General features: G+C 38.8%; 7 protein-coding genes. All 7 read right to left on the reverse strand.

Features of this window, described 5'->3' with window-relative positions:
- Positions 1 to 169 precede the first annotated feature (169 nt).
- The 7 genes from F6K54_RS03915 to F6K54_RS03945 all read right to left on the reverse strand — a co-directional run bounded on the left by F6K54_RS03915 (position 170) and on the right by F6K54_RS03945 (position 14,089).
- On the reverse strand, positions 170 to 883 hold the full coding sequence (locus F6K54_RS03915) for a phycobilisome rod-core linker polypeptide (RefSeq protein ID WP_293074753.1): 714 nt from the start codon (positions 881 to 883) through the stop codon (positions 170 to 172).
- An 897-nt stretch (positions 884 to 1,780) separates the two neighbouring features.
- Positions 1,781 to 3,346 carry a chlorophyll a/b binding light-harvesting protein gene (locus tag F6K54_RS03920; RefSeq protein ID WP_293074756.1) on the reverse strand — a complete coding sequence of 522 codons (1,566 nt, stop codon included), beginning with the start codon at positions 3,344 to 3,346 and terminating at the stop codon, positions 1,781 to 1,783.
- Positions 3,347 to 3,494: 148 nt separating this feature from the next.
- A complete protein-coding gene (locus F6K54_RS03925) occupies positions 3,495 to 4,526 on the reverse strand; it encodes a chlorophyll a/b binding light-harvesting protein (protein WP_293074759.1) in 1,032 nt (343 codons plus the stop codon).
- Between the two features lie 310 nt (positions 4,527 to 4,836).
- Positions 4,837 to 5,949, reverse strand: coding sequence for a chlorophyll a/b binding light-harvesting protein (locus F6K54_RS03930; RefSeq protein WP_293074762.1), 1,113 nt, complete (start codon positions 5,947 to 5,949; stop codon positions 4,837 to 4,839).
- A 694-nt stretch (positions 5,950 to 6,643) separates the two neighbouring features.
- A complete protein-coding gene (locus F6K54_RS03935; RefSeq protein ID WP_293074765.1) occupies positions 6,644 to 8,434 on the reverse strand; it encodes a sensor histidine kinase in 1,791 nt (596 codons plus the stop codon).
- A gap of 35 nt (positions 8,435 to 8,469) precedes the next feature.
- The gene (locus tag F6K54_RS03940; RefSeq protein WP_293074768.1) at positions 8,470 to 9,387 is read right to left on the reverse strand and encodes a phosphate/phosphite/phosphonate ABC transporter substrate-binding protein; all 918 of its coding nucleotides are present in this window, start codon (positions 9,385 to 9,387) and stop codon (positions 8,470 to 8,472) included.
- 1,975 nt (positions 9,388 to 11,362) lie between these two features.
- Entirely contained in the window at positions 11,363 to 14,089 is a 2,727-nt protein-coding gene (locus F6K54_RS03945) for an S-layer homology domain-containing protein (protein ID WP_293074771.1), read from the reverse strand.
- Positions 14,090 to 15,201: the final 1,112 nt, after the last annotated feature.

Below are 15,201 nucleotides of genomic sequence, written 5' to 3' on the forward strand. Positions count from 1 at the left end.
GGATAAGCTCGGGTAAGACTGCCGTTCAACCCAACCTACTAGCTCAGTCCTCACAATTCAGGAGATTCAGTTACAGAATAGGGGAAAAGGTAGAAAAATACTTCCATCCCCCTTGCTCCCCCACTCCCCCACTCCCAACTATACAATAACTATTCAACCGGATTCTATATTATTTGGGCGAAAGTACTAGAGTCAGAGTAATTAATAACACTGCTACAGAGAGTATTCCCACAAATAATAGAGCTTTGCGATAAGCACGAGCGCTACTATCTAATATACCTGGATAAAATTTCCGTAGTTGCCCTGTTTGATATAACTGCTCTAGGTAATAGCTGTCGTAACGAGCCATCCGAGCAAAAGGTAACTCTCCCTGAGTGCGTTGAGGTAAAATTCGGCAACGTTGATAGGGAACAAAGTTATAGCCAAAATACTTGTCATATTCTTCGCTGTTTAACAGATCATTGACAAAACCCTGAAGTCCTTTTGTTGCCAATACAATAGACCAAGCAAGTTTCTCTTTATTGTTATAGACAGGGCGTCCTAAAACCCTTTGAATACAAAGCTCAACACAACGATAGTTACTGTTACTATCATAGATCAGTTGCCGGAATGACTCAGAAAGCAACAAACCTTGAATGAAATCTTTCATTGTGATCTGACCATTGCGCAGTTGAGACTCCAGAGCAACCTGTCGATGAGCTGCTATAATTTGCTGCTCATTGAAAATTTGCCGATAGGCTGCCCAGATAATCTCATCCATCTCTGTAGCAGTGGGCAGGTTCTCTAAAGTGTATTGTATAGGATATTCATCTCCAGGGACATCAAATTTTTGAACCCGATGGTTTTGACTAGAAAGTGGGTAGTACATTAAAGGAATTGTCATTGATAAAATCCTGTAAAAACTAAAAATTATAAGACTAGACTATACCATAAGAGTTAATTACCGAAAAATGCCTAAAAGATTGTTTGTAAAGTTTTGTAAGGGAAAGGAGCGCCTTTAATTTGGTTCTTTACTCCAAACTTTGTTCTCTGAAATACTCAATATACATCTCCAGAAGCGAAGTTTTTGCCCAGGTAGTACAAGGGTTTGAGATTAATTATCAGAGAGTTATAAATTGGTGAGGAGTAAAAACACTTTATAATTATTTACAAACAGTCTCTAAGTAATAGAGTTTCGACTTAGTTAACAATTTGCGCAATTTAGCGACATAATACGCTAGTTCTCACACGCAAGTAGTAACGAGGGTGAAATTTGTATCTTCTGCACTAATCCCTGCTATTCGCATTTCTGGCAGTCTATCTATATAGACGTAGACCTATCCTGAAATCCCGCTTCCTACTAGGAACGGCGTAGTAATGGTTTGAGGACTTTTTTAGTTATGTTAATTGACAAAGACTTAAATGTAAGTATAGAGTGTAGAGATGCGGTTGGCTTGACCGTTAATGCCTGTGGATGAGTAACCGCCGACGGCCTCACAAGAAGCAGGAAGTAAACAGCCTCCTATGGTCGGAGCTACGCTATCAATTTGTCACGTTATGTGACGCTTTGTGTCAGTTTTATAGAGCAGGAAACATAGTAAATATCCGATGAACTAAGGCAGCTATGCTGAAAGCAGAGGGCAGAAGGAACAATTGGATGGGGTTTTTATACCCTTGTTCCCCTAAAGGTAACAGACGAGTCAGAATTCCCTTCTGCTTTCTGCCTCCTGCCTTCTGCCTTTCCTGATAAAAATTAGGAATATTAACTTCTTTCCCTATTCCCCTGCTCAAGCAAACAAAGTTACAAAATACCAGATCGCCCGATTTCTATAAGGATAAAGCAGGCAAAAATCACACCGCCTATTCCTCCAATGAGAAAACCAGAGGTAAACAGACTCCATTGCTGATAAGTTTGCAGGTTCTCCGGCAAAACGCCTCTTGGTTTACTAGAACCTTGAAACACTGCTACTCCATAAACAAACAGACAGATACTTAAAATTACTATCAGTCCAGATGCACTACCACCTCCAGCTAGAAGAGCTTGGTCAGTGTTACGCAATGGTCCGAGTTTGAGAAAAGGCCCTAATAATAGGTAGCCGTGAGCCATGCCAATTTCGAGACCCCGTGCAATAGGAGATAAACCATTCCGATAAATTGGCAAGTTCTTAACCCAAGTTAGGGTAAGTTGACTGGAATTAATTGGGGTTGCCAAATTACCCAACTGGGGATCGTTTTTGAAAGGTTGTACAATACCAGTAACTAGAGATTCGTTATTAAACTGAGTGTCTCCATAGAGCGCACCGGGATTGAACTTCATATTACTGAAGACAAATCCACTGGCGATCGCTCTAGCTCTGAGACCGTGCCAAAAGTGACCTGCTAGCAGCAAACAGGCAAAGATGAGTTGGAACAACATCAACCAGGTACGAGGAGTAATTGTACCATCAACATTAGTCACACCTACAGGACCATAAAATACTGAAGGATAGACTGTATCATTCACCCAGACAAAGTAGGCAGCGAAAAAGCCCATGTAAGCCAGAGCTGCCTGACTATAGGCAAGATATGCCTCTCCTGACCAGACAAACAGACCTTTAGCCCATTTTGTAGGAGCAGTAGTGATATGCCAGAGACCACCCAAAATGCAGATAGCACCAATCCAGATATGACCGCCTACTACATCTTCTAAAGAGTTGACAGCAGCCATACCTTTCAACGTCCAGCCATCAGGGGTGATACCAACGAGGTAACCGAAGATAGTCTGTGGGTTGAGAGTAGGTTGAGTAATTAGTCGCACATTGGCGATCGCCGGATCGTACAAACCTTCAAAATACATAGCTTTGGCTACTAGCAAAAATGCTCCCATCCCTAGTAGCAGTAGATGAATACCAAGGATAGTAGTCATTTTTTTGCCATCATTCCACTGATAGCCAAATCCCTTTTCATCAAGTTTGTCAGGTCCAAGCACGGCATGAAAAATGCCACCAGCGCCTAGAATTGCTGAACTAACGAGATGGATAACACCAATAGCAAAGTAGGGATAAGTATCAATAATTTCACCATTGGCTCCAACCCCTATACCCAGAGTCGCCATATGGGGCAGCAAAATCAGCCCTTGGTCGTACATGGGTAGACTAGGCTCGAATCTGGATAGCTCAAACAGAGTCATTGCTCCAGCCCAGAGTACAATCAAACCTGCATGAGCAATGTGCGCTCCCAATAACTTTCCAGATAAATCAACAAAGCGAAAATTACCTGCCCACCAAGAATAGGGTTCTTGGGAATTACTAACATAGTTCGTAACATCAACATTATTATCTGTTGAAAAGCCTATAAACCTTAATGGATTTGATTTAGTTACAGTCATTTCAGTTATCAGTTATCAGTTATCAGTTAGCCTCCTATCGGAGGAGCTACGCTATCAGTACCTCTAGTTAAAGTCAGAGGCTTGAAATATTGAACTTGATTTTTTTTCCTTGAAAGGGGAGGCTTGAGACCTGATTTTTTGGTCATAACTAGCTTACTTGACCTCTTGTCAATGTGACTACTCTGCCTTCGGTGAAGCTATAGCCTGCTGCTCGTAAGGCGTGGAATAGGTGTCCTTGCAGGAAGAAAAATCCTAACCAGAAGTGAGCATTAGCTAACCATACTCTTGCAGTCAAGGCTCCATCAGAACTAACAAAGACAGGAAAGCGATCGAATACCAGAGTCAAAGTTGGTCCGAAAAATTCTGTGGGAAATACTAGAGAGTTAACAGACACAAACAATGTTGCTACAAATGCCATTAAGCTGACTGCGCCAATACTGTAAGACAAATATGCTTCTCCTGACCAGACAAATAAGCCTTTAGCCCAGTCAAAGGGCACAGTGCGAATATGCCAGATACCACCCAAAATGCAGATAGCACCAATCCAAATGTGACCGCCTACTACATCTTCTAAAGAGTTGACACCAGCAAGCCAGAACTTCCCTTCTGTACCTAACAGGTAGCCGAAAATGGTAGTAGGATTTAGAGTGGGACTTGATATTACTCGTACATTTTGAACTACTGGATCGTATAACCCCCCGAATGCCATCGCTTTTGCTACAAGTAAAAAGGCTCCGATTCCTAACAATACTAGATGGATGCCCAAGATAGTTGTCATTTTGTCTGGATTATCCCAGCTATAGCCAAAGAAGGAAAATTTGTCTTCTAGCTTGGCAGGGCCTCTGAGAGCATGGAATATACCACCTGCTCCTAAAAACGCCGAACTAATCAAATGTAGTACCCCAATCACAAAGTAGGGGTAGGTATCTACAACGGCACCTCCTTCTCCAACCCCAAATCCCAAGCGGGCTAGATTAGGCAGTACAATTAAGCCCTGCTCGTACATCGGTAGGGAGGAATCAAAGTTGGCAACTTCAAACAAAGTAATAGCTCCAGCCCAGAGTACAATCAAGCCAGCATGGGCTACATGAGCGCCTAATAGCTTGCCGGATAGGTTAACAAGCCGAGCATTACCTGCTCGCCAAGGTATTTGTAGATTTTCATCAGTTGTGACAGTCATTGCTATTGTTCTCCTTCTTATAAATGATTGAACTTATATAGCGCTGTGCGCAGCTCATCTGGCAACAGGCAACAGGCAACAGGGGGAATGAATTGCTGATAATATAAGACTTTTAGCTATTTGGCCCCTCCTGCAATTTGTAAATATACCAGCGCTCATTGCTATACCGTTTCACGGAAGTCCAAATTCAAAATTCAAAAGTCAAAAGTCAAAAGTCAAAAGTAAGATTTATTAGAGCTTTGAAACTATAGAACTTTGAAACTATTTGTGACATCTTTAAAGTGAAATGGTATTAGATTCTGACTTCTGTTCAAACAGATGTAATAGGTGTAACATTCTTAGCCATAAAGTCAAAGAACGTTCCATAAAATGCTCTACGAGTAGCAGCTCGCGCTCGGTAAGCGTGCCATAAGTGTCCAACCAAAGCTAGGAAACCTAATCCAGCATGAATGCTAGCAAGAGCAGCTCGCACGGAGTTGCTGCCAATAGGACCGTAAAACACGCTAGGATAAACAATTTCGTTGGTGGAGACAAAGACAGCTACACTAAATCCTGCGATCGCAAGTGCCCCTAAACTGTAAGACAAGTAAGCTTCTCCGGACCAAATTAGTATTTGTTTTGCCCAACCTGTAGGCTTGGAAATAATGTGAAAGAGACCGCCTCCAATACAGAGTAGGCTGACCCAAACATGACCGCCTATTACATCTTCTAGGTTATCTACGCTAGCCATGCCAGTAATTGTCCAACCATTAGGGCTAAAGCCAAATAGATAACCGAAAATTCTCCCAGGATCGAGATTAGGCTGTACTAACCTTACTTGTTCTATTAGTGGGTCGTAAATACCACCTAAAATCGTTGCTTTAATGACCAATAGAGATGCTCCAACTCCCAACAGCACTAGATGAATACCTAAAATAGTGGTCATTTTGTTGCCATCTTCCCAGTCGTAGCCAAAACCTTTCTCATCAAGCTGTTTCGGCCCTAAAACTGCATGGTAGATCCCTCCTGCTCCCAAAACAGCAGAACTGATGAGATGCAGCATACCGATGACGTAGTAAGGATAGGTGTCGATCACTTGCCCACCTGCGTCTATACCAATACCTAATGTTGCTAGATGAGGTAGTATTATTAGTTTTTGCTCGTACATTGGTACGCCGGGATCAAAGAGGGATAGCTCGAACAGTGTCATGGCACCTGCCCATAGCATAATCAACCCAGCGTGGGCCACATGGGCACCTAGTAATTGCCCAGAGAGGTCTTTGAACCTGATATTGCCTGCTAATAAGGCTGCACCTTCTTCTTCAGTGGCCTCAAAATCCCAGCCTAGCGATCGCCAAACAGGTGTCCAGAAAACTCCACTGTTGTTAGTTGTAGACTCAGATATTTCAATGGTGCTGCTTTCTTGATTGCCAAGTGTTTGCATAGAGATTTGGTCCTCAATCTGATAAATATCAGTTCAAGAAGGCTCTATAGCAGTCCTAAATAATTTGTAAAAATCCCAAAGTAGAATAAAATTTTGACAATTATTATTCCTTTTACCTTTGCTCTGTTGGATATTTTCTACATAGCGGAAATAGGACTACTATAATTGAGCTTTATTATCAATAGTTTTATTTGAGCATAATTAAGATGTTTTATCAATAAAAAAATATAAATTTTTATGAAGAAGTATTTGTTACATCAATTGAATAGCAAGTAAGAAATACCAGTGAAATGCAGAGTGGATATAAGAAACAATCAGTTTATTAGCCCTAGTTGCAAGAAATGTTCGTAATGCACAATCCTTTTTTTTATGGGTGATAATATAGTTAGTTTATTCAAAAAATCGTTAACATTATCTGAAAATTGTTGAAATAAATTCTTAATAAATAACAAGATATATTTAGGACTTATATCATGTCCGTTTGTTTAATAGCGGTCTGGGAAAAACCTATCCTCTAGCTTCATTAGTAATGACAAGCACGATCGGTGTTTGTTAAAAATAGTATCAGCAAATAGCTAGTGCCGCTACGCGGAAGTCAAAAGTCAAAAGTCAAAAGTCAAAAGTATTGATTGGTAAGGCTTTTAGGATTTTTTAACTGGTCAGTTATTTCCGCCATCCTGCACTAGGCTATTTCTTAGGAGTCATATAAGACTTTGGCGTTGGTGAAACGAATAGGAAGAGCGATCGCAAACTCTGTACCTTTTCCTTGTTCGGAAATTACTTCTATGCTACCTCTATGCTTTTCAATAATTTGATAACAAATAGAGAGACCCAAACCTGTTCCTTTCCCTACTGACTTCGTCGTAAAAAATGGATCGAAAATCTTATCTTTAATTTCTGGCGGTATTCCAAGACCATTATCCTTGATTTTCACCATAACTTTCTCTTCAGCAACCTTTTCTGTTTGAATCACAATTTGTTTTGGTTGAATATCTGACTCTAGCATCGCATCAATACCATTAGCAATAATATTCATAAACACTTGATTTAATTGAGCTGGATAACATTCTACCAAAGGTAAATCTCCATAGTTTTTGATAACTTCAATTCCCTTTTTGAGGCGATGACTGAGAATTAATAGAGTGCTCTCAATCCCTATGTGAAGGTCTACTGGCACCATGTTTTTTTGATCTAGACGAGAAAAATTCCGTAGCGAGAGTACAATATTTTTAATTCGGTCAGTGCTCATCCGTATAGAAGAAATTATCTGAGGCCAATCATTGATTATATAACCAAGATCGATCTCGTTCATTAAATCTTCTATTTCTGGATGTAATTCAGGATATATTTTTTGATAAAGATGTAGTAAATCAAAAACCTCTTGTATATAATTCTGAAGTGGGTTGATGTTACCAGAAATAAAATTGATTGGGTTGTTAATCTCATGGGCAACTCCTGCCACCATTTGCCCAAGACTAGACATTTTTTCTGTTTGAATTAATTGCGTCTGAGTTTGTTTTAGTTCTTGCAAAGCTTGTGTGAGTTCATAACTACGCTTCTCTAGTTTTTGATGAGTTAACTTTAATTCTTGAGTATACTCTCCTACCCATCGTATAAGCTGATTTAGGGATATAGCTAATAACCCAACTTCATCAGTAGTGGTGACTTGAGCTTGCAGGTGAAAATTAGATTCTGCTGTCACCCTTTGGGCAGTCTTAGTTAACGTTTTGAGTGGACTGGCGATCGCTCGACTGGTATAGAATGCTAAAAAAGCAGCGATCGCTACTGATAGTACCATACTACCAATAATAATTTGGATTCGTAATATTTCCGAACGCACAAATCGCTGGTTGGCTTGATTTTGTTGTTTTTCTACAAGAGCTATTAGCTGATTTAAGCTTTCTGATAGCCTTTCAAACTGAACGCGAATCTCAATGGCTTTTTTCCCCGTATTAGCTGCCAACACTCTTTGCTTGGCAACTGGGATATCTTCTGGTTGCAAATTAGCCGGATTTATATCCTGCCAAATTCCCTGCATTAACTGAGTGTATGAATCCCATGTCTGAGTGTAACTTTGTAATATTTTCTTAAATTTTTCTGGTTCTGCTACTAATTGACTTGATTGAAAATCAATTATATTCTTGAGAGACTCTATTACTTGTTTTAATTGTTGACTCCGAGCCAAAAATTTAGTCGTTTCATACTGAAACCATACAGGGTTACCAACTACAGCAGCTAGCTGTTGGGGATGAGATTGCGCCTCCCAAATAGCGCTTTCTAACTCTTTTAACAGACTATAATTTTTTTGTACTAATCTTAGCTGCTCTTGGGCCTGTCTTTGATGGTAGTCTCCTACCATTAGCCCTAAACTTGTCCCTAGTACAGAAATACCAATCACCAGGGAATAGCCATAGCCAATTTTTTTGGCAATACTTAAGCCTCTACTCCATTTATCGATCGCAGAAAAAAGTTTCCCTGTTTTCATACTCTGTACCTCATCAGTAAACTATATATTCCTAATTACTTAATAAAATTCTCTTCTCCTATAGCTTTATACACCTCGCGAATCATGTCGTAATCACTATCTTCAGCGGGAACTAGGGTACCACCCTCATACTTAGAAGGTAAAGGTGGTATAGATAGGATTGCTTGCAGCATTTTTTCCTTATTTTTCAGCATCCGCTCGCGAATTTCTGCCACCACCATCGGTTCCAGTTTGCTACTAGCAATAAATACATCATTGGGCAGTCGCGGACTTTCGGCAAGTAGGAGGTAATCATTCTGGGAGACACCTTCTTGTTGCATAGTTTTTTCATATCTGTGCGAAGTTCTTCCCCACGCATCTACTTCACCATTTTTTAATGCTTTGAAATGATACTCTTTTGAGTTGAGAATGTTAACATCAGATTGTATATTTAATCCAGCATCCATCAGCATTTTTATTTGTCCAAGATAGCTCCCCGTGCTACCAATCTTACCTAACTCAATTGTTTTGTCTTTTAAGTCAGCTAATGACTTAATCTCACTGTCTTTACGGACTACGATGACTGCACGGTAAGTAGGTCGTGTTACTGCGACAATAGGCACTGCATTAGTTCTTGCTTTAATGATCGCATATTCTGATGGCCCCGCCAGAACTATATCTACTAAAGCCAACTGTAATGCTGTTGCTTCCATCAAACTATCAATGGGAACAAACTCAATTTTTGTCTCTAATACTTCTTCCAAGGCAACTCTAAATGGGGTATAATCACGCGGCCAATTTGCTAGACTTTGAATACCGCTCACCGCAAATCGTAGTTTTTCTTGATCTTTAAGAAGAGAATTATTAGAGTTTTTACGCTGATTGTTTGTAACTGTAGTACAACCAGCAACAAAGAGGAGAATATACCCAATAAAATAGCGTCGCAACATAGTTTTATTTATTTGTTTACTCAAATTATATATAGAAAATATAGAGGTTAATTGTTTGATTTTGGAGTACATAACTTCTGACTTCAAGCTATTTTGTATGTAATAAAGTATATAATATATAGTATAGCAAAAACGAGTTGGTGTTTGGCATAGACTGATGATCGACCTTAAACAGGGAAATATTTTTCCCACAGATGAGCTGTTGCCTATCTTGGTGTGCGTTCCCTGCTATACAATTTTTTTGAAAAGAAAAAGGGAGCAGAGAACATAAAATCTGGCGTTGGTGAAGCGCGTGTATGATATTAATATTAATTATTGAGGAGTCAACCCACCCCTCGCCCCTCCCCCTCCCAGGAGGGGAAGTCAGTCCTCAGGAGTCAACCCACCCCTCGCCCCTCCCCCTCCCAGGAGGGGAAGAAAGAAGAATAAAGAGGAATATAAGGAGAAAGTTTTTTGTTCGCGCTCTTATCCGGACATGATATCATACCTCTTTTCACCAACGCCATAAAATCTAAATGCGTCTTAGTTTACTCTACTCCCAATCAAAACTTATATAAATTTACTAGACATCTCCAGAAATTAAATAGGGTTTGCGCTCAAAAGTCTTTTAGTAGGGGTAGGATACAACCCACCCCTAACCACTCCAGTGGAGGGGAAGACAGGAGACAGGAAGAACGGGGAATGAGCGAGGAGTTAGGAGTAATATCATGTTCGGATGATCACTTACAATAAAGTCATTGCGACTGGAACGGAGTGGAAGGAAGCAATCTCAAGGGTTTGAGATATCTCTTCTATCTATATCCTAATCATAACTATTCAACCGAACATGATATAATACCATTTCTCTGTAACAATGCGCTTAATAATTCTTACCAAAACCTGAATATTACTAATAGCTGTTATCTTTTATTAAGCGCAACTTCATGGAGAATTGGTATAAGAATTGTAAGAATGATTTTTCTGCCCAACTATGCGCCTAAAATACTAACTTTTTGAGCGTTTTATACCAAGCGTGAAAAAAGAATGTTACGAATAATAAGTGGAATCAAAAGATTTGACAGTAGATGTCCCTTTGACGAAAAAGATAATTTACGACCTAAAAAATGGAATCGAAACCATTCATTATGACTTCTGATATCATGTTCGGTTGAATACTTACACTTTGGAAGAAGGAAGGCAGGAGGCAGCTATGCTGGAGGCAGAAGGGAAGAAAGGATTAAAAGGGATAAAGTTTTTTTATAACTGATTATCCGAACATGATATGACTCCTGGCTCCTGACTCCTAAGAAATGGCTTAGTTATTTGTAGCAACCATTTATTGAATGGGTATAAGCTATCAGCCAGCCTCCTCCGGAGGAACTGCGTTAACAGCTATTGCTTTTTTTAGTTCTAGATAAAAGCTTTACTAATTGAGTGAGAATTAAATTTTACGCTCTCTAGCTGGCTAAAACAGTCTATATATTAAAATCCCCTCATAAGAGCTGAGAGCTGACAGCTAATATCATGTTCGGTTGAATACTTACACTTTGGAGGAAGGAAGGCAGAAGGCAGCTATGCTGGAGGCAGAAGGGAAGAAAGGGTTAAAAGGGATAAAGTTTTTTTATAACTGATTATCCGAACATGATATAATAGCTGTTTGCGCAGCATTCCGCAGGAAATGCTTACTAGATAACTACCCTATAATAACCGGATTTAGTATAAGGAGCCATGTAAGAATAAGTTGTACAAATTTTATCTAGGATAAACTGTGAAATATAGCTTCCATCAAAAAAACTGTTCAAGTTATTTTTACACGGCTACTAACCTCTGCTATTGCTCCCTGCTCCCTACTCCCTAATATCATGTCCGGTTGAATACTTACACTTTGGAGTCAGGAAGGCAGAAGGCAGAAGGCAGAAGGCAGAAGGAAAAGAAAGGTTTAAAGGGAGAAGGTTTTTTATCACTAATTATCCGGACATGATATAACTCAAGGTTTCTACATTCTTTTTTACGCTTATGTCTACTGCTCGATCGCAGAGCCATAAATTTGCCAGAGCTGAATAAGATTATCTTGCGAAACACTTACAAGTTGTTTGCTATCTGGACTAAAAACAATTGCACCATCACCTTTGATACTTCTCAACAATTTTCCAGTACCAAGATCCCACAGATTGATATTACCATCCTCACTACTACTAGCAAGTATTTTTCCATCTGGACTAATTGCGATCGCCTTAATTGCCTGAGAATGTTTTTCCAGGGTATAACGTACTTTCCAGGTTTCTACATCCCAGACTAAAACCTTACTTTCTCCCTTCATAGCATGAGCAATAGTTTGCCCATCTTCACTGAAAGCGATCGCCTCTATGCCACCATTATTATTTGTATTGGGTATAGAAAGATTTCTCAACAGTTGCCCTTGCTCTGCATTCCAAAGTCGAATAAACCTCGGCCCTCCACTAGCTGCCATGCGCAGGCCACCAGCACCAAAAGCAATAGGTTGAGTGCCGTTCATTCTGTGTAGTAGTCGCCCAGTATAAATATCCCAAGATTTCATTCCGCGATCGGCGCTGCATCCTATTACTGTTCTGCCATCAGCAGTGAAAGCAACAGCAGTTACTACACCAGAATGCAAAAAACTGACGAGCATTTCTCCTGTCGGAATATCCCACAGTTTTACTGTGCCATCTCCGCTTCCACTAGCTAGAGTTCTTCCATCTGGACTAACTGCTACTGAGCGCACATTAGCTTGATGACTGGATAAAGTATCTAGTAATTTGCCTGTTTGTAAGTTCCACAGTTGGATATCTTTACCACGACTACTAGCTAATATTTCTCCATCAAAACTAATTGCTACGGAGAAAGCAGAATCTGGTTGCGGGTTAGATAGAGAGCGAACTAACCTTGGTGCTAGCACTAGATCGTTACTAATATCTGGCTGAGTTTCTGTATTTTCTGTTTCTCTGGTTGCTTGGGGTGAAGTTTCGGGTTGTTGTGTTTCAGGGTTGTCTTCTGTTTCTGTTGTTTCTGGTGGAAGTGTTATCGGTGTTTCTGTATTTTCTGTTTCTATAGTTGCTTGAGGTGAAGTTTCTTGAGTTTCTGTAGCAGTATTTTCAGGCACAACTACATTTCCACTAATTTGTCGTTCGCTATCATAACCTTGATCTGCCAAGAATTGACGCAAATTATTAAAATACACTTCGCGATCGCTTTTTTGATATACCTTTTCTACTAATTTCCAGCCATCTTCTTTTTGACCTAACAAATATTTATTTGCTAGATAAGCTGCCAAAACTCCTTTGACATTTTTATTTTGACTAGAACGCTGATAAAATTCTAGCCAAAGTTCTGAAGCGCTAGTATTTATTTGTACTGGATATTGCCTGGTAATATCTAACATTTCTCCTTGACGATACTGCCAAATACGAATGGGAAATTTAGCATCGTTTATATTAGAAAATACGTTGGCAAATCTACTATCAACACTTTGAAATTCTGGAATATTATCTTTGTCTAAATCTGCGAGTCTATAATTGACATTTCCCCAGAAATGACGCAGCATAGAATATTTATTTCGTGTTGGTTCGTAGAGATAAATGAATGAATAAGTACCACTATCAAATACAACATCGTTATTATTTATAGTCATTAAATCTACTAATACTTCTGATTCTCCATTTCCATCTAAGTCTAGTAACTGTACTTTCACAAATTTACCTGCTAATACTTCTGTTTCAGTATCATATTCTGAGTCATCTGCTAAAGATTTAACTGGTATTGGTTCATTTAAAATAATTTCTCCACCTCTGATAATCTTCAGATTTAAGTTGCTTACTAAATCTGTATTATTTGCTTGTTCGTAAAAGATTTCTGCTTGTAAATTACCATTGCCAAACTTTTCTACTCTTCCTGCTGGTTCTGTACTTTCTGTAGAAGATTCTGGAGTAGTTTCTGAGTTAGTATTTGCCGTAGATTCTGGAGTAGTTTCTGGTGCAGTTGCGGTAGTAGTTGTTGATTGAGTATCTATCTCAATTTTGGCAATGTATTCTGAGGGAACTTGAGAAATTAAAGCATCATTATTTGTTTCAATATTTGCAATAGATTGACAGAGAAAAGTCGCTACTTCTGAGCGAGTAGCATCTCGATTAGGATTTAGTTTCTTCACATTTGGATAATTTACAACAATACCTTTTGCTGTTGCTGCAGCAATAGATTTCTTTGCCTCTTCAGGAATTGCTTCTGCATCTTCAAAAGTTGTGTTTAAATTTCGTTCTACAGATGCACTTGTTCGATAGTTTAATCCTTCACTTAAAGCTGATAATACTTGCCATCTTGTAATCTTGAGAGTAGGGTTAAAAGTTTTGCCAATATACCCGGATAAGAAACCCATTTCATAAGATTTTTGAATGGCATTATAAGCCCAATAATTTTGAGGAACATCTACAAATTTAATCGGGTCGCGCACTAATTTAGCATCTGGAAAAGCCCTAGTAATCATTGCAGCAAATTCCGCTCTAGTTACAGGTGTATTAGGGCGAAATGTTTGACTTTCATAGTCGCCAGATATTATTTTTCGGTCTAATAAATCTTCAATACAAGCTTGAGCAAAATGATTTTGTATATCTTTTAAGGTTGTTTGAGCAAGTGCTGGTTTTATGATTTTATGATCGAATAATTTGGGATTAATTATGGTACTTAATGCTACAACTAAAGCAAAAACAGGATGCCATTTATAAATTTTTATCATTAATTTTCCTCCACCACTTTTTAGTTCTAAAAAATAGTTCAATTTTTGTCATCTGAACTACTCAAGACTACCTTGAAAAAAAAGCTTTGATTACAGACTGACAATTTTTTATCTGTAAGCATTCAGCCATTAGCATTTCCTACGGAATGCTTCGCAAACAGTACTTTCCTGCGGGATGCTACGGAAATAGCAATTAATAATTAATAATTAGGGCTTGCTGATTAAAGATAAAATAATTACCAGATAAAGGTAAGTGCCTTTTTAGATATTGAAAAAGTACATAGTTTTTGGCTCAATTAGTCTCAAAAAGCTAATATTTTTACCTGAAAATGCCAAAAAATTGGCCGTAGCAGATAGTCTAAACTGTTCCCTGTTCCCTGTTCCCTGTTCCCTGTTCCCTGTTCCCTATAATCACCATAAGACTTTTTCAGCAAACCCTAATTAATTCTCAGGTTGGGGAAGGAGACTTTTGCAGTAATTTTTTTATTCAAACTCAACTTCAAAGGTTACTTTTACCAAGAAATTATGGTCTAATACCTCCCCTATTAAGGGGATAAAAAAAAGATAATTCCGTATTTCAAGCCTCCTTATTATAGAGGTACTGATAACTGATAATTGATAACTGATAACTGAAATAACCTTTCCCAAGATTAATAGCTGACGGCTGTTGTGCGTAGCATTCCGCAAAAAATACTTACACTTATTCTAGCTAGTTTATTTTATCTTTGACCAAAGAAAATTATATTTAGTTCCATTGTTATTAGACATCTCCAGAAAAGAAGGAGTAGTAGGGACGTTGCATGCAACGTCCCTACAGAGTAGGGAGAAATAATTGATGATTGATGTGGAATAATTGATTTGATTTTTTATTGTTGGAGATATCTATTATACCAATTTTAAAAAAGAGGGTGCATCTCATATTTGCAAAAATACTTTTTTCCTATATATTCCCTGTTCCCTGTTCCCTGTTCCCTGTTCCCTAAAAGCAATAACTTTTTGGCTTTATTCACGCATTGAGATGCACCCAAAAAAGAATGCTACAAAAAGGTAGATATTGATAGGATATGTTTAAAAATAGCTGTTCCAGTTCATTTGAGATAGTTATTTCTATC

This window comes from Okeania sp. SIO3B5, from assembly GCF_010692555.1.
Lineage (GTDB): Bacteria > Cyanobacteriota > Cyanobacteriia > Cyanobacteriales > Microcoleaceae > Okeania.